This window comes from Halomonas almeriensis (genome assembly GCF_030409235.1).
Lineage (GTDB): Bacteria > Pseudomonadota > Gammaproteobacteria > Pseudomonadales > Halomonadaceae > Halomonas > Halomonas almeriensis.
In genome coordinates this window covers 48,289-70,465 of record NZ_JAUFPO010000012.1, presented here as the reverse complement: position 1 = coordinate 70,465, position 22,177 = coordinate 48,289, and the positions used below count along the sequence as shown (strand labels likewise).

The 22,177-nt window shown below is 64.0% G+C and carries 17 protein-coding genes; 7 read left to right on the top strand and 10 right to left on the bottom strand.

From position 1 onward, the window contains the following. Nucleotides 1–39: 39 nt before the first annotated feature. Genes queC through QWY74_RS11135 form a run of 3 tightly spaced genes read left to right on the top strand, consistent with a single transcriptional unit; the run spans nt 40 to nt 2,256 of the window. On the top strand, nt 40–759 hold the full coding sequence (gene queC, locus QWY74_RS11145; RefSeq protein ID WP_290314343.1) for a 7-cyano-7-deazaguanine synthase QueC: 720 nt from the start codon (nt 40–42) through the stop codon (nt 757–759). Beyond that, nucleotides 752–1,405, top strand: coding sequence for a 7-carboxy-7-deazaguanine synthase (gene queE / locus QWY74_RS11140; RefSeq protein ID WP_264825702.1), 654 nt, complete (start codon nt 752–754; stop codon nt 1,403–1,405). Before queC ends, queE begins: the two co-directional genes overlap by 8 nt. After that, entirely contained in the window at nt 1,405–2,256 is an 852-nt protein-coding gene (locus QWY74_RS11135) for a 6-carboxytetrahydropterin synthase (RefSeq protein WP_290314341.1), read from the top strand. The genes queE and QWY74_RS11135 overlap by 1 nt, the downstream gene beginning before the upstream one ends. Before the next feature lie 393 nt (nt 2,257–2,649). Here the strand turns inward: QWY74_RS11135 and QWY74_RS11130 are convergent, their stop codons facing one another. From QWY74_RS11130 to QWY74_RS11115, 4 genes are all read right to left on the bottom strand, one after another. Next, nucleotides 2,650–2,943: a YkgJ family cysteine cluster protein gene (locus tag QWY74_RS11130; protein ID WP_290314339.1), complete on the bottom strand. Its 294-nt coding sequence runs from the start codon at nt 2,941–2,943 to the stop codon at nt 2,650–2,652. A gap of 232 nt (nt 2,944–3,175) precedes the next feature. Then, nucleotides 3,176–7,084 (bottom strand): ATP-binding protein, encoded by a 3,909-nt coding sequence (locus tag QWY74_RS11125; RefSeq protein WP_290314337.1) that lies wholly within the window; start codon nt 7,082–7,084, stop codon nt 3,176–3,178. Between the two features lie 35 nt (nt 7,085–7,119). After that, complete coding sequence (locus QWY74_RS11120; protein WP_264825698.1) at nt 7,120–7,740, bottom strand: MiaE family protein; 621 nt, start codon at nt 7,738–7,740, stop codon at nt 7,120–7,122. Nucleotides 7,741–7,809: 69 nt separating this feature from the next. Next, on the bottom strand, nt 7,810–8,244 hold the full coding sequence (locus QWY74_RS11115; protein ID WP_264825697.1) for a DUF1289 domain-containing protein: 435 nt from the start codon (nt 8,242–8,244) through the stop codon (nt 7,810–7,812). A 245-nt stretch (nt 8,245–8,489) separates the two neighbouring features. Between QWY74_RS11115 and acnB the strand changes: the two genes are divergently transcribed. Together acnB and rraA are read left to right on the top strand one after the other, a co-directional pair. After that, on the top strand, nt 8,490–11,093 hold the full coding sequence (acnB, locus tag QWY74_RS11110) for a bifunctional aconitate hydratase 2/2-methylisocitrate dehydratase (RefSeq protein ID WP_290314335.1): 2,604 nt from the start codon (nt 8,490–8,492) through the stop codon (nt 11,091–11,093). A gap of 162 nt (nt 11,094–11,255) precedes the next feature. Next, complete coding sequence (gene rraA / locus QWY74_RS11105; protein WP_264825694.1) at nt 11,256–11,741, top strand: ribonuclease E activity regulator RraA; 486 nt, start codon at nt 11,256–11,258, stop codon at nt 11,739–11,741. Between the two features lie 278 nt (nt 11,742–12,019). On the opposite strand, the gene QWY74_RS11100 is transcribed toward rraA, so the two are convergent. Together QWY74_RS11100 and ppsA are read right to left on the bottom strand one after the other, a co-directional pair. After that, nucleotides 12,020–12,571, bottom strand: a complete 552-nt coding sequence (locus QWY74_RS11100) for a hypothetical protein (protein WP_290314334.1) — start codon at nt 12,569–12,571, stop codon at nt 12,020–12,022. A gap of 139 nt (nt 12,572–12,710) precedes the next feature. Beyond that, entirely contained in the window at nt 12,711–15,083 is a 2,373-nt protein-coding gene (gene ppsA / locus QWY74_RS11095) for a phosphoenolpyruvate synthase (protein ID WP_264825692.1), read from the bottom strand. A 403-nt stretch (nt 15,084–15,486) separates the two neighbouring features. Between ppsA and ppsR the strand changes: the two genes are divergently transcribed. Then, on the top strand, nt 15,487–16,320 hold the full coding sequence (gene ppsR, locus QWY74_RS11090) for a posphoenolpyruvate synthetase regulatory kinase/phosphorylase PpsR (protein WP_264825691.1): 834 nt from the start codon (nt 15,487–15,489) through the stop codon (nt 16,318–16,320). A gap of 216 nt (nt 16,321–16,536) precedes the next feature. Further along, nucleotides 16,537–16,926, top strand: a complete 390-nt coding sequence (locus tag QWY74_RS11085; RefSeq protein WP_264825690.1) for a hypothetical protein — start codon at nt 16,537–16,539, stop codon at nt 16,924–16,926. Between the two features lie 292 nt (nt 16,927–17,218). Here QWY74_RS11085 and QWY74_RS11080 read toward each other — a convergent pair whose 3' ends face one another. The 4 genes from QWY74_RS11080 to QWY74_RS11065 form a co-directional block, all read right to left on the bottom strand. After that, nucleotides 17,219–18,424: a CaiB/BaiF CoA transferase family protein gene (locus QWY74_RS11080; RefSeq protein ID WP_290314331.1), complete on the bottom strand. Its 1,206-nt coding sequence runs from the start codon at nt 18,422–18,424 to the stop codon at nt 17,219–17,221. 363 nt (nt 18,425–18,787) lie between these two features. After that, complete coding sequence (locus tag QWY74_RS11075) at nt 18,788–19,975, bottom strand: acyl-CoA dehydrogenase (protein ID WP_290314329.1); 1,188 nt, start codon at nt 19,973–19,975, stop codon at nt 18,788–18,790. Nucleotides 19,976–20,069: 94 nt separating this feature from the next. Further along, entirely contained in the window at nt 20,070–20,969 is a 900-nt protein-coding gene (mmsB, locus tag QWY74_RS11070) for a 3-hydroxyisobutyrate dehydrogenase (RefSeq protein ID WP_264825685.1), read from the bottom strand. Nucleotides 20,970–21,052: 83 nt separating this feature from the next. Continuing rightward, a complete protein-coding gene (locus QWY74_RS11065; protein ID WP_264825684.1) occupies nt 21,053–22,168 on the bottom strand; it encodes an enoyl-CoA hydratase/isomerase family protein in 1,116 nt (371 codons plus the stop codon). Between the last annotated feature and the right edge of the window lie 9 nt (nt 22,169–22,177).

Below are 22,177 nucleotides of genomic sequence, written 5' to 3'. Positions count from 1 at the left end.
GGAACCCGGCCATCAAATTCTCCGACTAGCAGGCCCGAAATGCCCCAGTCTTTTTCTGCCAACGCCACCGTGGTCATTTACTCCGGCGGCATGGACTCCTATACCGTTTTGCACCGCGCCCTGCGCGAGGGCCTCGAGGTGCATGCCCTGTCCTTCGATTATGGGCAGCGCCATGGACGCGAGCTCGAGACCGCCCGGCGTGTCTGCGCCGCGCTCGAGGTGCCTCACCAGGTCATCGACATCCGTGCCATCCATTCCCTCATCGACAACTCGGCACTCACCGACAGCGACCGCAGCATGCCCGACGGGGACTATGACGCCGACAACCTGACGGCCACCGTGGTGCCCAACCGCAACATGATGCTGCTCTCCATGGCCATCGCCAAGGCCGTCAACATCGGCGCCGGCCGAGTCGACTACGGGGCCCACGGCGGTGACCATGTGCTCTATCCGGACTGTCGACCGGCCTTCGTCGAGGCCATGAACGCCGTGGCCGGCATCGCCAACTTCGAGCCGGTGACCCTTCACACGCCCTATCTGCACAGCAGCAAGGCCGAGATCCTCGCCGATGGCCTCGCCATGGGCCTCGACTATCGCCACACCTGGACCTGTTATGAAGGTGCGGCGCTGGCCTGTGGGCGTTGCGGCAGTTGTCGCGAGCGCCTGGCGGCCTTTGCCGCCAACCGGGCCAGCGACCCGCTGGCCTATGCCGCCACCCCTGAGTCAGCCGGGGCGAGCGAGGGCCGCGAGGATGTATAGCGTCAAGGAAGCCTTCTACTCCCTGCAGGGCGAAGGCGGTCAGGCCGGCCGCGCCAGCGTTTTCTGCCGTTTCGCCGGCTGTAACCTCTGGTCGGGCCGCGAGGCCGATCGAGCCACGGCGGCCTGTCACTTCTGCGACACCGACATCCGCGGCACCGACGGCCAGAATGGCGGCCGCTTTGCAGATGCCGACGACCTCGGCACGCATCTCGCCTCCCTCTGGCAAGGAGGCCCGGATGGCGCGCATCCCCAGGTGATCTTCACCGGAGGCGAGCCGCTGCTGCAGCTGGATGATGCCCTGATCGCCGCCATGCACGAACGCGGCTTCGATGTCGCCGTGGAAACCAACGGCACCCTGGCCGCCCCGGCCGGCATCGACTGGCTGTGCGTCAGCCCCAAGGGCCGCAACCCGCTGGTCCAGACCCGGGGCGATGAACTCAAGCTGATCTACCCCCAGGCCGAGGCACCGCCCGAACGCTTCACCGACATGGACTTCGCGCATTTCTTTCTGCAGCCCATGGACACGGCGGCTTTGCCGCCACGGACGCGCCCCGCGGATGCTATGGCCCGCACCGTGGCCTATTGCCTGGCGAATCCCCGCTGGCGCCTCTCGCTCCAGACCCACAAAATCGCGGGGATCGACTGATGACACTCTTCGTCAACCGCCTGACACAACTGGACACCTCCATGTGGTGCCCGACGCGAGGCCTGATCGGCACCAGCTGGCGGGTGGATGCCGAGCTCGACGGCGAGCTGGGCGAGGATGGCATGCTGTTCGACTTCGGTCGGGTCAAGCCCTGGATCAAGTCGCACCTCGACCAGAGCCTCGATCATACCCTGCTGGTGCCCACCGAGGCACCCGGGGTGAACGTTCAACCCTGCCCGGAAGGCCTGCGCGTTCGTACCGAAACCCCCTATGTCATGGAGGTCCGCGGCCCTCGCCAGGCCTTTAGCCTCCTGCCCTGGGCGGCGATCACCCTGCCGAACCTGGCCGAGCATCTCCAGCAGATGCTGGTGCGTCAGCTTCCGCCACGCGTCGACGCCGTGCGGCTGACACTCGGTGAAGAGACCATCGAGGGCGCTCACTACACCTATAGCCACGGCCTGAAGCACCATGACGGCAATTGTCAGCGCATTGCCCACGGCCACCGCTCGCGGCTGCATATCTGGCAGAACGGCCAACGCGCTACCCGACTGGAAGCCGACTGGGCCCAGCGCCTGGCGGATCGCTACCTGGTGGATGAAGCCGATGTGGTAGACGGCCTGGATGCTTCGATCATGGGGCGGCTAATGGCTGGCTACCGTGCCGCTCAGGGACGCTTTCTGATCGACCTGCCCCGCGAGCGCTGTGTGATCATGCCCTGCACCACCACGGTGGAAAACATCGCCGCCTGGCTGGCAACGGAAATCCGCCGCGAAACCGGCCGGGATACCCGAGTCCAGGCGTTCGAGGGTATCGAAAAGGGGGCGATTGCCGAAGCTCGAAGCGGCGAGTAACGAGATTCGGGCCGCGAGTAACGAGCCGCGAGAAACGAGAAATGAGCGGCGAGAAACGAGCAACGAGTGGCGAGCGCTGGGTGATCGGCTGCGGAGTCGAGAAACGAGCGGCGAGCAACGAGCCACGAGTTGCGAGTGCTGGGTGATCGGCTGCGGGGTCAAGAAACGAGCGGCGAGCAACGAGCCACGAGTTGCGGGTACTGGGTGATCGGTTGCGGGGTCGAGAAACGAGCGGCGAGAAACGAGCGGCGAGTAACGAGCAACGAGTGGCGAGCGCTGGGGAGTCGGCTGAGGGGAACGGGTAGCGAGCAGCAAACGTATGCTGCTCTTGGCCCTGTAACCCGGCTGCCAGCCGCTCGTCGCTCGCAGCTCGAGGCTCGAAAACGAGAGGGTTCAGGTGTTCACTTCCAGGGCAGCGATAAGCGCCATGGCCTGGTCGCGATTGTTGCCACAGAGCTCAGGGTCGTAGTCGAAGGCCAGGCAAACCGCAGGACGTCGGGGGTCGCCGAACAACCTGCAGAGGTTGTCGACGTCGAGCTGCGCGCAGCGTACACCCTGCGGTTTGCCGTCGGGCATGCCCGGAATCGGCGAGCTGATCGAGGGCGCGATGCAACAGGCCCCACAGCCCGCACGGCACCCCGTATCAGCGGAGGGGCGCGGCCCTTGATCCTGATCACGCCTCGCCATTGACGTATTCTCCCACCGTTGAGGCTCGTAGGCGACTGGCTTTCACACCGGCTGCCAAATACCCGGGGTGGCGCCAACAGCTCGCCTCGAGCTTCGAGAGCCGAGCTACGAGCGGCTGGAAGCCGAACTCTGGGGCCGGGAGCGGCACCTTTGCATACTAATCGCCACTCGCATCCCGCAGCGCTCGCAACTCGCGGCTCGTTTCTCGCCGCTCGTTACTCACCGCCAGTCCCTAGACATCCACCAGATGCGGCAAGCGCTTGTCCAACAGATTGCGCCATCGCACCAGCACCGGCGCATCACTGTGACTGACCTTGCCGAGCAACTCGCGGAAGGCCTCCCGCGCCTGGGTGCCTTCCGCATCGACCACGGTCAACCAGAGTTCCAGCCCGAACAGCTCCTGATGCAGATTGCCATCCTTGCGGGCCTGGGCAAGCGCCTGCTCGACCAGGGTACGCACATCCTCCGCCGGGCGGCCGAGACGCTGACGCACCAGCGCCAATTGAATGGAGAGCTCCGGAATGAACAGCGTCGAGCGCTCCCGGGCCACCATCAGCGACTGGTCGAGGTAGTCCTCGGCACGCTCCAGCTCGTTCATCGAGACACAGGCATCGATGAACCACAGTGCCGGGCGTTGATGGGGATCCCGACCGGTGAGATCGGCCAGCTCCTGCAGGGTGCCCTCTAGCACTGTCAGGCCTTCGCGATCCCCGGCCATGGCGCGCTGCCAGCCGAGCACACTGCGGGCGGAAATCTGCCACAGGTGCAGGTCCGATGAGCCGGTGATGTCATAGGCGCGCTCGGCACGACTCGAGGCCAGATGCACATGCCCCAACTGGCGATACAGGGCCGCGGCGTACATCAACGCCATGGCCAGGCTGCCCGGGTGATTGATCTGCTCGGCCAGGCGAATGGCCGACTCGACCTGACGCTCGGCGCGCTGATAGTCACCCCGCAGGCACAGCGCCCAGCCCTGGAAGCAGGAAGCCGCTACCTGCGGATGATCGGAAAACGGCAACCACTCGATCATCATCGGCGAATTGAGCGGATCAATTTCCTCCAGGTGTTCATAGGCCTGCTCGATGCGCCCGGCCCAGTATTCGCAGCTGGCACGAGCGAAGGCGGCAAGGCGGCGATAGCGCGGGTCGTCCAGACGTGCCGCCACATCGGCCAGGCGCGAAGCCAGCATGAAGGCATCGGCGTGCGCATTGCGCTGGCTGCAGCCTACCCAGAGGCCCCACTTGACGAGAAAGACCTGCTCGAGGTCCTCGTTGTCCTCGGGCAGCTCGTCACCGGTATTGAGCAGTTCACGGGCTCGCACGAAGCTCTCGTGCGCCGTCGGCGAGCCGTGGCCCTCGAGGGCGAAAGCCGCCTGACCGCGGACCGTATGCAGGCTGACCTCGCGCTCGACCTTGTCTTCCACATGGCGCAGGCTCGCCAGGCCGAAATCGGCCATTCTCAGCGCCGTGCGGTTGGCACTGACCTTGAGGGCTTCGCGCGCGGCCAGCTCGAAATAGCGGGCGCCACGCGCATAATGCCCGCTGCGGCGAAGATGTGTGGCAAAATCGCCCGGGTGGCGACTGATCCACACCGGAAAATGCTCCTCGATCAAGCCCACCACCTGGCGGTGAAGATCAACGCGAATGTCCCGCGGGCAGGACAGATAGGCCGCTTCCTGCAGCAACTGGTGGGTAAACTGATACTCGCGCCCCTCGCTGTCGTTATCCATCGGCTCGATGATCTCCAGGCGGATCATCTGCTCGATGGCCGACTTCAGGCGCGGCATCTCCCAGCCGCTGCACTCCGCCAGCAGGTCGAGACGAAACTGACGACCGAGTACCGCCGCCACATGCGCCACCTCCCGGTCGGTGTCCAGTTGATCGATGCGGCTGGCCAGCAGCCCCAGCAGGCCGCGCGGCAGCTCATCGAGCTGGGTGGTGCGCCCCTCGCGGCGATCCATGTCGACGCGCCGACAGATCTCCTGCAGATAGAGCGGCACACCGTCGCAACGCTCGATGATCTGGCTGCGCAACCGCGGGCTAATATGCAGGCGATAGCGCTTGGCCAGCTGCGACAGCAGCCGCGATGACTGGGTCTCGTCGAGGCGTCCCAGGGTAATCTGCTGATCCCAGTCCAGGCGGGTCGGCAGGGTCTCGCGACCATGATGGCTGGCCACCAGCATGAAAGGACAATTGATCGGCAGGCGGGCCTGCAGGGCCGCCAGCAACTTGAAGGACGGCTCGTCCAGCCACTGCAGGTCGTCGACCATCAGCACCAGGGTGCGTGACTCGGTCAACACTGCGATCAAACGACTCAGCAGCCCCCCCACCAACTCGACGGCCTCGCCGCTCTTGGCAAGCGCCAGCCCCTCGCGAGGCTCGCAGACGCCCAGCGCCTCCTTGAGCAGCAGGCGACGTTCATCACTCAGGGCACCGGGCATCAAGGCCAGCAGATGCTCATCGAAATCCTCACAGCGGATCTCGCCGTCCAGATGCCAGCGGACCAGCTGGCGTGCCACACCATAGGGTTCCTGGACCGAGAGCCGAGTAGTCGGCTGCCAGCAGATCAGCGCATCCTGACTCTGATCCAACTGGCGGAAGCCGACAAGCAGCGCCGACTTGCCCAGGCCGGAAGGACCGCGCACCAGCACACTCTGACGCAGCCCGATACCGGCACGTGCCAAGGCATCACGCAGGGTCCGCAGCGCGGTTTCACGTCCCACCAGGCTAGGCGGCATGGCGTCACGCCCTCCTTCGTTGCCGCCAAGCACAAGGGCGCGCAGCCGCACCCGGCCGTCGTTGGCGACCAGCCGCGAGGTCAGCCGCGGCTGCAGGTCCAGGGCCGGCGGCATATGCTGACTGGCCTCCTGAGAGATCACCAACTCACTGCCCTCGGCGGCATTCATCAGCGACACCGCCACCTGAGTGACCTGGCCCAGCGGATCGACCAGATGACGTTCCGGCAGGTAGACCACCCGACCGCTGTTCAGGCCCGCCGCGAACTGAAACTGCGGCGGCTCGCCTTCTCCCGTCCAGTGACGCCGACATTCATCCGGCAGGCTGTGGCGACAGTGCTCGTAGAGCGCGACCAACTCGGACAACTGATGGGCCGGACCATGAGTGCCGAAGCAGGCAAGCCCCAGGCCCCCGGTGGCACCGGGCAGCCAGGAGCCACCCAGATGATGGCACTGTTGCTCCAGCCAGCGCATCAACTCCACCTGCAGCGCCAGGAAGTCTCTTGCTTCGCTGCGCGAGGATAGATCAGCCTCGATGTGCAAGCGAATCGCCATGACTGACAACTGACGCTGCTCGACCTCATCCTCGCGGATCGGTGCCGAGTGGTCGATGCTGGGCGGGGCAAAGCCATGGCCGGCACTCGTCGCGGCCGGCTCAGGCGCCCCGTCCGACCAGTAGCGGGCCAGCTGCAAAAAACTCGGGTCCGGCTGCTGACCGCTCAGTGCCAGCTGTTGCAGAAAGGCGTTGTACTGCTCGTGAGCCGCCGCCAGCTGCCCGTGGTCGGCCAGCTGGCGCACCAGCTTTTCGTGAAAGGGGCCATACCCGGAAAAGCGGCTGACCAGCCCCTCGAGCAAGGGGTCGGGCAGCGGCTCATTCTGTTCGAGAACAAGCTCGGCAAAGCGGATCACCCGCTGGCGCCACTCATTGCGCACCTGCACCAGCCATCTCAGGAACTCGGTGCAATTGGGCAACTGCAGCTCCTCGACCAGGTCACCCTGATAGTAGCCGAGCACGGCTTCCAGGGTGGCCACATCCGGCGGGCCATCCAGCAGGCCCTGCAATTCATGCAGATCGAAGGTCCAGTGCTCTGGCAGCCGAAAGGCAATGGTCTGGCGCGACACCATCAACACCTGATCGGCCTGCTCGCCCATGGACTGCCGCAGGCAGTGCAGGGCATGGCGCAGATTGGTGCGTCCCGAGGACAAGCCCTGGTCAGGCCACAGCAGCTCGGCCAGCGAGGCACGGTTGACCGGCTGATCGTGCAACAGCAGATAAACCAGCAGTGCCTTGACCTTGTCGTAACTGAAGTGCGTCAGAGCATCATCGCCGATGGTAAGCGAGAAATGTCCGAAAAGGGCCAGAGTGTCCTGTTCTTCACGAACGGCGTCTTCGGGAGCGTCCCGCATGATGGATTTATCCTGCTGTGCGGCAGCCACCGGCGTCAGGCCGGTACACCGCTGTGAAAACGAAATTCGGTATCTGGCGTGGTGATCAATTCTGCTTCCCGGGCGACAAGGAAGGCGACCCTTTCCTCGATGGGCTGATGAGAAAGCCGCTCCGCCAGCATCAGATAATCTTCGTAGTGCCGACCTTCCGACTTAACCAGACCGCGATAGAACTTGGCAAGCTCATCATCCAAGTAGGGAATGAGCCGCGCGAAACGCTCGCAACTGCGGGCCTCGATGATCGCCCCGACAATCAGCACATCCACCAGCCGCTGAGGCTCCTGACTGCGCACATGGCGGCGCAGTCCCTCGGCATAACGCGCTGCCCCGATGGGCCGGTAGGTAATGCCCCGGCCCTCCATCAACTTGACGACTTGCTCGAAGTGCAACAATTCTTCACGCGCCAGCCGCGCCATCTTGGTCAGCAACTCACTGTCATCGACATATCGATAGAGCAGGCTCATGGCCGTGGAGGCAGCCTTTTTCTCGCACTGTGCATGGTCGATCAGCAGGGTTTCAGGGTTTTCCAGCGCCCAGTCGACCCAGGCAGCCGGAGTCGGACAGGCCAGAAAGTCGAGAATGGCCTCGGGCAGTCTGGGATCATGTGTGGCAGTCATGGCATTTCCGCTCAAAAAACAGGTTCCGAAAGCGCCCGCTTCAGGTTCACTCGACCCGAAGCCTCGGGCTCAGGTAACAGAGACGAGACACTGGCGACGAGCCTCACCGGCCCGGCCAAGCTCGTCGGCCAGGCGCCGGTGAAGGGCCTCGGCATCCAGGTCGGCATGCGGCACCAGGCCGTAGCGCGACAGTTCGCGAATCCGCCCTCGCCCGACACGCAACAATTCCACCGCGCGCGACATTGCCGGCTGGTCCTCGCGATAGCGAATCCGGTGACGGTCGAGCTGGGCCTGAAGAGCCGCGGCGTCAACCACCCTGAGGTGGCGAGCCGCCACCTCCACACGTAACGCGTCCAGCGCTACCATGCGGGCCTGGCGCTGCGACGTCTCGAGCGCCGGCCAGTCACGTATCTCGTCATCGTAACGCTGGCAGCCACGGCACACTCGATCACCGACCGTGGTCGAGCAGACTCCGATACAGGGAGACACCACACGCCCGGACATCGCAGACCCTCCATCAATCAACCCGCTATGGTAACGCGATAGCGAGCATCTGGCACCCCGGCCGGCTCCCGTCGGCAGCAGGCATGGCTCAAGGTCCGCCATCATGGGCCTTCTTAACATTGTCGACAGTTTCTTCTAGAATAACGGGACCGATGACTGCGACGTCCAAGTGCCGACCGTTCCGCGCGGGTTCAGCCCTCGGCGGGCCGCGAGTGTCGGCCGCCATAACCAATGAGGGCCACCACGTGCTTGAAGCCTACCGCCAACATGTCGAGGAACGTGCCCAGAACGGCATTCCTCCCAAGCCCCTGAATGCCGAGCAGACGGCTGCCCTGATCGAGCTGCTGAAAAACCCGCCGGCCGGCGAGGAAGAGTTTATTCTTGACCTGCTGACCAACCGCATCCCCCCCGGCGTCGATGAAGCCGCCTACGTCAAGGCCGCCTTCCTGACCGCCATCGCCAAGGGCGAGGCCGAATCGCCGCTGGTCGACAGGATCCACGCCGTCAAACTGCTGGGCACCATGCAGGGCGGCTACAACATCGTCTCGCTGGTCGAGCTGCTCGATGACGAGACACTGGCCACTGAAGTCGGCGAACAGCTCAAGCACACCCTGCTGATGTTCGATGCCTTCCATGACGTGGAAGAACGCGCCAAGGCCGGCAACGAGGTCGCCAGGGACATCATCCGCTCCTGGGCAGAGGCCGAATGGTTCCTGTCTCGCCCGGCACTCGACGAGAAGATCACCCTGAGTGTCTTCAAGGTGCCCGGCGAGACCAACACCGATGATCTCTCGCCGGCACCCGATGCCTGGTCGCGTCCCGACATTCCGCTGCACGCCAATGCCATGCTCAAGAACGAGCGCGAGGGCATCGAGCCGGTCGAGCCCGGCAGCACCGGCCCACTCAAGCAGATCGAGGACGTCCGCGCCCAGGGCTTCCCGGTCGCCTATGTAGGCGATGTGGTCGGCACCGGCTCCTCGCGCAAGTCGGCCACCAACTCGGTGCTGTGGTTCTTCGGCGACGACATCCCCAATGTCCCCAACAAGCGCGCCGGCGGCTTCTGCTTCGGTGGCAAGATCGCCCCGATCTTCTTCAACACCATGGAAGACTCTGGCGCCCTGCCCGTCGAGATGGATGTCGAAAAGCTCGCGATGGGCGATGTCATCGATGTCTACCCGTATGAAGGTAAGGTCTGCCGCCATGGCACCGACGAGGTCCTGACCACTTTCGAACTCAAGACGCAGCTGCTGCTCGACGAAGTACGTGCCGGTGGGCGCATTCCGCTGATCATCGGCCGCGGCCTGACCGCCAAGGCCCGCGAGTCCCTTGGCCTCGAGCCATCCGAGGTGTTCCGACGCCCTGAGCAGCCGCCTTCCAGCAACAATGGCTTCACCCTGGCACAGAAGATGGTCGGCAAGGCCTGCGGCATGAAAGGCGTGCGTCCCGGCATGTACTGCGAGCCGAAGATGACCACCGTCGGCTCCCAGGACACCACAGGCCCGATGACCCGCGACGAACTCAAGGATCTGGCCTGCCTGGGCTTCCAGTCCGATCTGGTCATGCAGTCCTTCTGCCATACCAGCGCCTATCCCAAGCCGGTGGACGTGGAAACTCACCACACCCTGCCTGACTTCATCATGAACCGTGGCGGCGTCTCTCTGCGCCCCGGCGACGGCATCATCCACAGCTGGCTCAACCGGATGCTGCTGCCCGACACCGTGGGTACCGGCGGCGATTCGCACACGCGCTTCCCGATGGGCATCTCCTTCCCGGCGGGTTCCGGCCTGGTGGCCTTCGCCGCCGCTACCGGCGTGATGCCGCTGGACATGCCGGAGTCCGTGCTGGTGCGCTTCAAGGGCAAGCGTCAGCAGGGCGTCACCCTGCGTGACCTGGTCCATGCGATCCCCTACTACGCCATCCAGCAGGGCCTGCTGACCGTCGAGAAATCCGGCAAGAAGAACGCCTTCTCCGGCCGCATCCTGGAAATCGAGGGCCTCGAGGATCTTACCGTCGAGCAGGCCTTCGAGCTTTCCGATGCCTCCGCCGAGCGCAGCGCCGCCGGCTGCACCATCACGCTCTCCGAGGACAGCGTCAGCGAATACCTCAAATCCAACGTCACCCTGCTCAAGTGGATGATCGCCAACGGCTACGGCGACAAGCGGACCATCGAACGCCGGATCCTGGCCATGCAGGAATGGCTGGATAACCCCAGCCTGATGCGCGCCGACAAGGACGCCGAGTACGCCGAGATCATCGAGATCGACCTGGACCAGCTCGACCAGCCAGTGCTCTGCGCGCCCAACGACCCGGACGACGCCCGCCTGCTCTCCGATGTCGCCGGCCGCTCCATCGACGAGGTCTTCATCGGCTCGTGCATGACCAACATCGGTCACTTCCGTGCCGCCGGCAAACTCCTCGAGAAGCAACCCGCCGGCAGCCTGAAGACCAAGCTATGGCTCGCGCCGCCGACCAAGATGGACCAGCACCAGCTCACCGAGGAAGGCTACTACGGCATCTATGGCCGCGCCGGCGCACGGATGGAAATGCCCGGCTGCTCGTTGTGCATGGGTAACCAGGCGCGTGTCGCCGCCAGGAGCACCGTGGTCTCCACCTCGACGCGCAACTTCCCCAATCGACTGGGCGACGGCGCCGATGTCTTCCTGGCCTCGGCCGAGCTGGCCGCCGTCTCCGCGGTCGAAGGGCGCCTGCCGAGTGTCGACGAGTACCGGCGTTACATGGCAGAATTCGATGCCATGGCAGGCGAGATCTACCGTTACATGAACTTCCACGAGATCGAGGAGTTTCAGAACGCCGCCTCCAACGTGATTCCGGTAGCCCAGGAGGCCTAAGGAATCAGTACGCTCGACTCCGATGCTCGCAACATCGAAGGCCCGCTGCCAAGGCGGCGCGGCCGGAGCCGATGACAGAAGCGCCCCACGGGGCGCTTTTTTTATGTCTCGTCAATTGATGTGGCATGATTGATCTAACCATTCACTATCAGGGGTTGTATCATGAGTCACATCATCACACCCGATATCTGCGATGAATATCCCGAAGTCGCCGTGCTCGACCCCATGCTGCTGAATGTCGGGGGCATCGAGGCCTTCGGTGGGCCGGTACGCACCGTGAAATGCTTCGAGGACAATTCCCTGGTCAAGCAGGCCATCGACGAGCCCGGCGAAGGCGCCATCCTGGTGGTCGATGCCGGCGGCTCCACCCGCTGTGCTATGCTTGGCGACATGCTGGCCGAAAAGGCCGCCGGCAATGGCTGGGCCGGGGTAATCATGTACGGCTGTGTGCGTGACGTCGACGAACTGGCCGAGACCGAACTGGGCATCCAGGCACTGGCCGCTCATCCGCGCAAGAGCGAGAAGCGTGGTGAAGGGCAGCGCGATATCCCCGTCACTTTCGGCGGCGTGACCATCAGCCCCGGCCAGTGGCTATATGCCGACAACAACGGTGTCGTGATCAGCGAACGACAACTGCCACTGGGCTGAACCCGGCAGGCCGGGCCATCAGGGGCATGTGCCAGCATCGCCGCGTGAATGTCACGGTATTGTCATCATGCCGCCCCTGACGACCATGCGCACTCTGACTCCCCTAGGCGCCGAGGTTCTTGTCGACCTTCACCAGCATCAGCGCCCTCTTGTCGCCTACCATCTGTTCTACACCATCCTGGCATCCAGCCTTCTACTTCCGGCGGCCGGTTGGGCCCTGGCCTGGCTGCTCGGCCATGTCGGCCACCCCCTGATATCCAATACCAAAACTGCTGGACTCAGTCCCGGGTCTTGTCTGCGCGATAGCAGCGCCACCAGGCCAGCCCTCCGATCAGGGTGATAACAGCCAGACCGGCGGCCCCCAGGCCCAGAATTTCCACCAGCCGATGATAGGCCATCGGCGCCGACCCCGGCCGCGCGGCCATGCCGAACTCCGCCAGCCGGGCTCCGCCATACAGCAGGCCTGCCACCAGCGCCAGCGACCAGGTCGCCGACAGGGGCGCCAGGGCGTGGGTCAGCCTCCAGGGCTCGCGGAGTGACCGATCCTGGTCGCGCTTCGACGCTGCCCCGGCCTTTTTGGCGGTCGCTTTCTGTGAAGTCGCCTGCGAGGCCGAGGCCTTGCCGGATTTCGCCTTGCCAGCCTGGCTGAACTTGAGCTTTTCCTGCTTTGGCCGCGAATGGGCCCGTGTCGAACGTCCCTTCGAGCGCCGAGGCTGTTGACGGCTCCGCCCTAGTCGACCGCCCAGCCAGCGCAGGCATCGCCACAGGGTCCAGCCCGCCAACACCGAGAGTGACAGGACAAGGCCCCCTATCACCGCAAAATAGGTCATCACGCGAGTCCTTGATCCGGATAGACGCGACATGGTGCCAAAAACCCGCACCAATGTGGACATTCCACCGGGCCACGGAGAACGACACCCGGCACAGGGCCGGGTGTCGAGCATCGCAGTGCAAGGAAATAAAGACGGATCAGCCGAGTTTCTCGCCTGCCAGCATGAACCAGGTCTCCAGCACCGCATCCGGATTCAGCGACACCGAGTCGATGCCCTGCTCCATCAGCCACTTGGCCAGATCCGGGTGATCCGAGGGCCCCTGGCCGCAAATGCCCACGTACTTGCCCTGGGCCTTGCATGCCTGGATGGCCATGGCCAGTAGCTTCTTCACGGCCGGATTACGCTCCTCGAAGTGATGCGCCACGATCCCCGAGTCGCGGTCCAGCCCCAGGGTCAGCTGGGTCAGGTCGTTGGACCCGATGGAGAAACCGTCAAAATACTGCAGAAACTCATCGGCCAACAGGGCGTTGGCCGGCAGCTCGCACATCATGATGACCTTGAGGTTATCGCGACCCCGCTCCAGGCCGTTGGCCGCCAGCAGGTCGACGACATCTCTGGCTTCTTCGGTGGTCCGCACGAAGGGCACCATGATCTCGATGTTGTCGAGCCCCATTTCATCACGCACCCGCTTGAGTGCTCGACACTCCAGTTCGAAGCAGGGGCTGAAGGCCTCGGAGAGATAGCGCGAAGCCCCGCGGAAGCCGAGCATGGGGTTCTCTTCCCCCGGCTCGTAAAGTTTGCCGCCGATGAGGTTTTCGTACTCGTTGGACTTGAAGTCCGACAGGCGCACGATGACCCGCTCGGGGTAGAAGGACGCCGCCAGGGTCGAGATGCCCTCGACCAGTTTGTCGACGTAAAAGCTCACCGGATCATCATAGCCGGCCGTGCGCAGATCGATGGTCTGCTGCAGATCCGGGGTCTGCTTGTCGTATTCCAGCAGTGCCTTGGGATGCACACCGATCATGCGGTTGATGATGAACTCCAGCCGCGCCAGTCCCACCCCGGCATTCGGCAGGCTGGCAAAACTGAAGGCACGATCCGGATTGCCGACGTTCATCATGATCTTGAACGGAATCTCGGGCATGGCATCGACGCTGGTCACATTACGATCGAACTCCAGCAGCCCATGGTAGACATGACCGGTGTCACCCTCGGCACAGGAGACCGTGACCGTCTGACCATCGGCCAGGGCCGCCGTGGCATCGGCGCAGCCGACCACGGCCGGAATCCCCAGCTCCCGGGCGATGATCGCGGCATGGCAGGTTCGTCCACCACGGTTGGTCACGATCGCCGAAGCCCGCTTCATGATCGGCTCCCAGTCCGGATCGGTCATGTCGGTCACCAGCACATCGCCGGCATTGACCTTGTGCATGTCATCCGGTGACGCCACGACCTTGACCTCGCCCTGGCCGATACGCTGGCCAATGGCGCGGCCGGTCACCAGGGTGCGTCCCTTTTCCCTGAGCTGGAAACGCTCCAGCTTGCCGCCTTCCTGCTGCGAGACCACCGTCTCGGGACGCGCCTGGACGATGTACAGCGTACCGTCATCACCATCCAGGGCCCACTCGATGTCCATGGGTCGGCCATAGTGCTGCTCGATGGTCACTGCCTGACGCGCCAGCGACATGATCTGCTCGTCGTTGATACAGAAACGCGCCCGGTCCGCCAGCGGCACATCGACGGTTTCCACCGACTTGCCGGCACTGGCGTCCTCGCTGTAGATCATCTTGATCAGCTTGGAGCCCAGGTTGCGACGCAGCACCGCCGGGCGACCCGCCGCCAGGGTCGGCTTGTGTACATAGAACTCGTCGGGATTAACCGCCCCCTGAACCACGGTTTCACCCAGCCCCCAGGAGGCCGTGACAAAGACCGCATCGCGATAACCGGACTCGGTATCCAGAGTGAACATCACACCGGAGGCCCCGGTCTCGGAACGCACCATCTTCTGGATACCCGCCGACAAGGCGACATTCTCGTGGGGGTAGCCACGATGCACGCGATAGGAAATGGCCCGGTCGTTGAACAGCGAAGCGAAGACCTCATGCACGGCCCGCTTGATGTTGTCGAAGCCCTCGATGTTGAGAAAGGTCTCCTGCTGTCCGGCGAAGGAGGCATCCGGCAGATCCTCGGCGGTAGCCGAGCTGCGCACCGCCACCTTGAGATTGGGGTGGCGCGCCTGGAGCTGCTCGTAGCTTTCACGCAGAGCCTGCTCGAAGGCCGGCGGCAAGGGTGTGTCAATCACCCACTGACGAATCTCCGCCCCGGCCTCGGCCAGCGCATTGACATCATCCACATCGAGCCTGGCGAGACGCTGGTTGATGCGCTCGTTCAGGCCTTCGTGAGACAGGAACTCGCGGTAGGCGTGGGCCGTGGTCGCAAACCCGCCCGGCACGGTCACCCCGGCACCGGCCAGACCGGAAATCATCTCGCCGAGCGAAGCATTCTTGCCCCCGACTCGCTCGACATTGTTCATGCCCAGCTCTTCGAACCACAGAATATTATCGTCCACGCAACCCCCTGGATGTCGACGCAAGAAAGTCCATGACACGTCGTCATGAATGGATGATCGCGACTCTACCAGCGGCCTTCCATATTCGCCATTGGTCTAACATCGAAGTCACTGAAGGTTTTTTACAACATTCGTCGAAATGGCTGGGGTTATGTAGTCGCGAGTTTCGAGCGGCGGGCAGTGAGGTGTGAGGTGTGAGGTGTGAGGTGTGAGGTGTGAGGTGTGAGGGACAGGCTATGGGCAGCGACCTGTAGAGCCAAACACGCGGTGGCAACATGCTGCTCGTTTCTCGTGTCTCGCGACTCGTATCTCGCGTCGCGGCTCGCTAGCCGGCAGGACCGCTTGTGCAATCCCTCTAGGCAACTGACAATGCTCGCAACCTACACCTGGCGTCGAGAGTCACATGACACGTACCGCTTTCTTCATATCCGATGGCACCGGCATTACCGCCGAGAGCCTGGGCCGCAGCCTGCTGGCGCAGTTCGAGAACGTCGAGATCCGCATGGTCACCAAGCCCTATATCGACAGTGTCGCCAAGGCACATGAGCTGGCGGCGGTGATCGCCTCCACGGCGGCCCGGGATGGCGAGAAGCCGATCATCATCGACACCGTGGTCGACAGCGCCATCCGCGACGTGATTCGCGATGCACCGGGCTTCAAGGTCGACATCTTCTCCACCTTCCTCGAGCCCCTGGAGCAGGAGCTTGCCACCCACTCGTCCTACAGTGTCGGCCGGACCCACGCCATCGGTAGCGACGATGTCTACATGGACCGCATTCACTCGGTCCATTTTGCCCTGGACAACGACGACGGCGCCCGCACTCACCAGTACGACCAGGCCGACATCATCCTGATCGGCGTGTCACGCTGCGGCAAGACGCCCTCCTCGCTCTATCTGGCTCTGCAGTTCGGCATTCGCGCCGCCAACTACCCGCTCACCGAGGATGACCTCGACGAGAGCGGCAAGCTCAAGCTGCCCGAGGTGCTGGAAAAGCATCGTCACAAGCTGTTCGGGTTGACCATCGACCCCCGCCGACTGGCCGCCATTCGCCACGAGCGACGCCCCGACAGTCGCTACAGCTCCATGGACCAGTGCATGCAGGAAGTCACCCAGGCGGAAGCCCTGTATCGGCGCATGCACGTGCCCTTCATCGACACCACCCGCTTCTCGGTGGAAGAGATCTCGACCCGAATGATCGCCGAAACCGGCATCAACCGGCGCTTCTCACCGCGCTGAACGGCCAGCGACGCGAAACGAGCGACGAGCATCGAGCTGCTTGGCTGAAGTCTCGCAGCACACTGCTCGTTTCTCGCATTTTGTTAACAAACGCTAAAAAATCCCATTCGCACCCTTGTCCGATATTGGTTATCATCACGCCACGAGTCAGCGTATCTGCCAATAACCAAAGAGGCTTCCTCATGCCGACTCATTTCGTCCAGCGCCCTCTGCGCCGTGCCGTACTGCTCGCCGCTCTGCTGCCGGCGTCGCAGGACCGGCAAGGCCTGCCTGCTGTTCGTCACTCTCGGCGGGGCGTCCGAGGCCTCGGGCAATCCCCTCGCACCGATCCAGAAAACGCCTGACATCGGCGGGCAGGGTTCCGTCGAGCAATTCGATCACAATGCCTACTCCCTGCCGCTGTACAACATGTCGATGACCCAACGGCTCGACTTCAGCGTCGGCAACAGCTTCTTCCACAACCCCTGGGTCGAGGCCCCGGCCAGCATCGAGGCGCGCGACGTCCTGGGCCTGCTCGAGCCCCTCCCCGCCGTGACCCTCGAAGCCACTGCTGATCCGCATGACGAAGATGGTGACGGCATTTCAGGCCGCGTCAATCGCGTCTAGGATATCCGTGAGGGCAAGAACATGGTCGGACGTTGCGGCTGGAAGGCCGGCGAGCACGGGATCGAGCAGCAGAGCCTGCATATCCAGATCGCACAGATCCACCACCAACTCGCCGGCATCGGCCGTGAGTTGGGCATGGTGCGCGCTGTGACGGCCAGGGCGGCTTTTTCGTCTCATCGGGTCGGTTGGGCTGTACCGCCTTGGCGGCGATGGCAGCGCCCCTCAACAGACCCACGACCTGCCGATCCGCTGGGATAACCACCTGACCTGAGCGCACCATCACACCCGCGCCTCAGCGCACGATGCCGCGTCGTCTCAGCTCGGCGATTTCCGCGTCCGACAGGCCCATCCCGCCAAGCACGGCGTCGCTGTCCTGGCCCAGGGTCGGCGGCGGCATATTGCTGGTGGCACTGGTTCCGTCGAAGCGCAACGGGTTGGCCATCTGGGGCAGTGGCTGGCCGTCGCGCCACAGCTCGCGGCACATGCCACGATGCTGTACCTGGGGATCTGCCAGCGCCTCGGCCACGCTGTTGATCGGCCCGGCCGGTATGCCCGCCGCTTCGAGATCCGCCAGCCACTCATCACGGCGCCTGGCCAGCAGCAGCTCGGCCACTTGCGCCACCAGGCTCTCGCGGTGCGCCACCCGGGCGGCATTGGTGGCATAACGGGGATCCTCGGCCCAGCCCGGCTGGCCCAGCAACCCGGCTAGACGGGCGAACTGAGCGTCATTGCCCACGGTCAGCACCAGATAGCCATCGGCGCAGGCGAAGGCCTGATAAGGCACGATATTGGGGTGGGCATTGCCATGACGCGGCGGACTGCTGCCGCTGACCCGAGTGTTCAGAGCCTGATTGGCCAGAGTGGCAACCTGAACATCCAGCAGGGCCAGATCGATATACTGGCCGACGCCAGAGTCACGCCGCTCATGCAAGGCGGCCAGCACCCCGATGGTGGCATAGAGCCCGGTCATCACATCGGTGATCGCCACCCCGGTCTTCATCGGCATGCCGTCGGGTTCGCCGCTGAGGCTCATCAGGCCGCCCATGGCCTGAATCATGAAGTCATAGCCGGCGCGCCCTGCATAGGGGCCGTCCTGGCCGAAGCCGGTGATCGAGCAGGCAATCAGGCGCGGGTTGCGTTCGCGCAGACTGGCCGGATCCAGGCCGTAGCGCGCCAGGCCGCCGACCTTGAAGTTTTCCAGCAACACATCGGCCCCCGCCGCCAGTTCGCGGATCAGCGCCTGACCATCCGGGGTGGCGATGTCCACGGCCAGCGACTGCTTGCCGCGATTGGCACACAGGTAGTAGGCGGCCAGCCGCTCGGCATCCGCCTCGCCCTGCCACCAGGGCGGGCCCCAGCCGCGGGTATCATCGCCGCGCTCGGGATGTTCGATCTTGATGACACGGGCACCGAGATCCGCCAGCAGCTGACCGGCCCAGGGACCGGCCAGCACCCGCGACATATCCAGCACCACGACGCCTGCCAATGGTCCGCTCATTCTGGTTCCTTTTACAGAAGCTCCAAAGAGGCTCCAAAGAGACTCGGCGGCAAGCCTACGAGGAGGCGCTATGAACCCATCCATGGGCGCTACCGACGCCCAGCGGCGCTCTCGCATCCTGCTCCGCTTGCAGGACCGGTGCTGGCCATCCATGGCCAGCCCGTTCGGAGCAGTGCTCCTCACCCTTGGCGTCGGACCTCCTCTTCGGCTTGCCCCCTCGCTCCCGGCTACAGGCTGCATCGCCCTCTGGCCCATATCTCCGGTAACGGCCAACACTGCATGAATCGACGAGCAGCTTGAGGTACACCGAGCGCACCCCATTCACACCTCACTCCTCACACTTCACACCTCACAACTTACCCATCAACCCTCACCCGTGAACGCCTGCAGACCGGTCTGCGCTCTCCCCAGAATCAGCGCGTGGACGTCATGGGTGCCTTCGTAGGTATTGACCGCTTCAAGGTTCATCACGTGGCGGATCACGTGATATTCATCGCTGATGCCATTGCCACCGTGCATGTCGCGGGCCTGGCGGGCGATATCCAGGGACTTGCCGCAGTTGTTGCGCTTGATCAGCGAGATCACCTCGGGCACAAGCTGACCGTCGTCGATCATGCGACCGGCGCGCAGCGTGCCCTGAAGTCCCAGGGCGATTTCGGTCTGCATGTCGGCGAGCTTCTTCTGGATGAGCTGATTGGCGGCCAGGAGGCGGCCGAACTGCTTGCGCTCCAGGGTGTAGTCGCGGGCGGCATGCCAGCAGGCCTCGGCGGCCCCCATGGTGCCCCATGCGATGCCGTAGCGTGCCCGGTTGAGACACGAGAACGGCCCCTTGAGGCCGGTGACCTCCGGAAGGCGCTGATCATCGCTGACCTCGACATCCTGCATGGCGATCTGTCCGGTCACCGAGGCACGCAGGCTGAACTTGCCGTCAATCTTCGGGGCCGTGAGGCCCGGCATGTTCTTTTCGAGGATGAAACCGCGCACCACACCTTCCTCGTCGCGCGCCCAGACCACGAAGACATCGGCGATCGGGGAGTTGGTAATCCACGTCTTGGTCCCGTTGAGGCGCCAGCCATCGGCGGTGCGCATCGCCCGAGTCGACATGCTGCCCGGATCCGAGCCATGGTCCGGCTCGGTCAAGCCGAAGGCCCCCGCCCACTCGCCGCTGGCCAAGCGGGGCAGGTATTTCTCCTTCTGCGACTCGCTGCCGAAGGCATGGATGGGATACATGACCAGGCTGGACTGGACGCTCATGGCACTGCGATAGCCGGAATCCACGCGTTCGACCTCGCGGGCGATCAGGCCATAGCTGACATAGTTCATGCCTGCACAGCCATAGCCCTCGATGGTGGATCCCAGCAGCCCCAACTCGCCCATCTCGTTCATGATCTCGCGGTCGAAGCGCTCATGCCGGTTGGCTTCCAGCACCCGCGGCATCAGCTTTTCCTGACAGTAGTCATGGGCGGTCTGCTGGACGAGGCGCTCATCTTCCTCGAGCTGGTCGACCAGGCGGAAGGGGTCATCCCAGGTCATGGGGGTAATCTGGCTCATGCATGGCTCCATAATATCGACATTTTTATAAAATATAGACTAAAAGCCAGGCAAAACCAAGCTGTACCGGCGTCGCGCCTCTTGTCACGCCGGATCAGACATCCTCGCCGGCTCGATAAAGCCACTGAATGCTCGAGAAATCCCGACCACCATACCCCTGGGCACTGTGCAGAACGAACAGATTGCGCGCCTGGGAGCCCATGGGCACGCTAGTGCGTGCTTTCTGCGCCAGCTCCCAGGCCAGCCCCAAATCCTTGGCCATCAGATCGGTGAGAAAACCGCCCTCGTAGTTCCGCGACGCCGCCGACTCGGGCATCACCCCCGGCCAGGGGTTATAAACATTGAGTGCCCAGTTGCCACCACTGCTCTGCTTCATGATCTCCGACAGCACAGCCGGGTCCAGGCCATTCTTCACGCCCAACGCCAAGGCTTCCGCCGTGCCGCTCATCAGGATGCCCAGCAGCATGTTGTTGCAGATCTTTGCCACCTGACCATCACCGATATCGCCGGCATGGAAGACGTTGCGCCCCATGCACTCGAGCACCGGCATGGCCTGATCGAACCCGGCGGCATCACCGCCGACGATGAAGGTCAGGCTTCCTGCCCGGGCGCCACCGATGCCGCCGGAAACCGGCGCGTCCAAGTAGGTCAGGCCACGCTCGCGGGCCGCCTGACCCACCCGGCGGGCGTCTTCCGGGGATATCGTCGAGGCATCGATGATCAAGGGCTGGTGCGTTAGGGTATCCAGCAGCCCGGGCCCCTCGATACCCAGATAAAGTCCGCGCACATGCTCCCCGGCAGGCAGCATCGAGATTACCACCTCGGCCTCGGCGCAGGCCGCTGCGGCGCTCGCCGCGCGTTTTGCCCCTTGTTCCTCCAGGGCCTGCATGGCGTCCTCGACCAGATCATTGACGACGACATCATGTCCGGCGGCCAGCAGGTTGCCGGCCATGGGCATGCCCATGTTGCCCAGTCCGATAAAGGCGATATTCATGGCGTTGCTCCTCGATGTTGGCAGCAGGATGCTGCGCTTCGAATCACTGGCGGATTTCCGCCAAGGCTCGGGTCACACGCCGTTCAGCCCAGATCTTTCAAGGGGTGCTCGGCGTCAGCCCAGGGCGAGCGCAGAAGAGCCTCGACGTCCGCCGGCGGCACGCTGGCCACGTCGGCATGCGACCAGCGCGGCTGCTTGTCCTTGTCGACCAGCAGGGCCCTGACGCCCTCGCCGACATCCCCGTGGTGAGACACCTGGACCGACACGCCGAGCTCATCGCGAAATGCTTCGGCCAGGCTGCTGTGACGATGGCGTTCCAGCATCCGCCACACCAGATGGGCGGTCATCGGGCAGCCCGTGGCCAGCCGCTGGCGGTTGGCAGCGAGCCAGGCATCCTCGCTATCATCATTCAGCACCTGCGTCACGGCCTCGCTGACCGTGCCGCGATCGGTCAGCGCCTGGACATGATCGCGTTGCGCCATGACCTGCCCTTGCGGGGCCTGGCGCCGATCCTCGACACTCGCCACCGCCTCGATCACCGCGCCACGACAGCCGGCCATGTCGTGCGCCTCGTAATCCGCCTCGGTCAGCGCCGCCAGCAGTGCATCACGCCGGTCACGCGGCACGAAGCGATCCGCCAGCCCCAGGTCCAGCATGTCACGGGCATTGAGCTGCGCTCCCGTCAGGCCCAGATAGGCACCGATCCCCCTCGGCAGACGGGCCAGCAACCAGCTGGCGCCCACGTCCGGGTACAGGCCTATGGTGATTTCCGGCATGGCCATCAGGCTGGTCTCGGTGACCAGGCGCTGAAAGCCACCGGCCATCAGCCCTACGCCACCGCCCATGATGATGCCATCGCCCCACACCAGCAGCGGCTTGGCACAGGTATGCAGCCGATGGTCGAGACGATATTCGGCGGCAAAGTAGCTGGCCGGAAACGGCGATTGACGATTCTGCTCGAGGGCGCGATACAGCGCCACCACATCACCACCGGCACAGAAGGCCTTGTCACCGGCACCTTCCAGCCAGATGGCCACGATCTCGTCATCCTGCTCCCAGGCATCCAGCTGCTCGTTCAGCAACTGGATCATACCGAGCGACAGGGCATTGAGGGCTTTCGGCGCATTCAACCGAGCCAGACCAAGGCGTCCTCCCCCGCGCGTAGGGCATTCTTCAAAGTGCACCAGGGCTTCGCTCATCCGAACTCT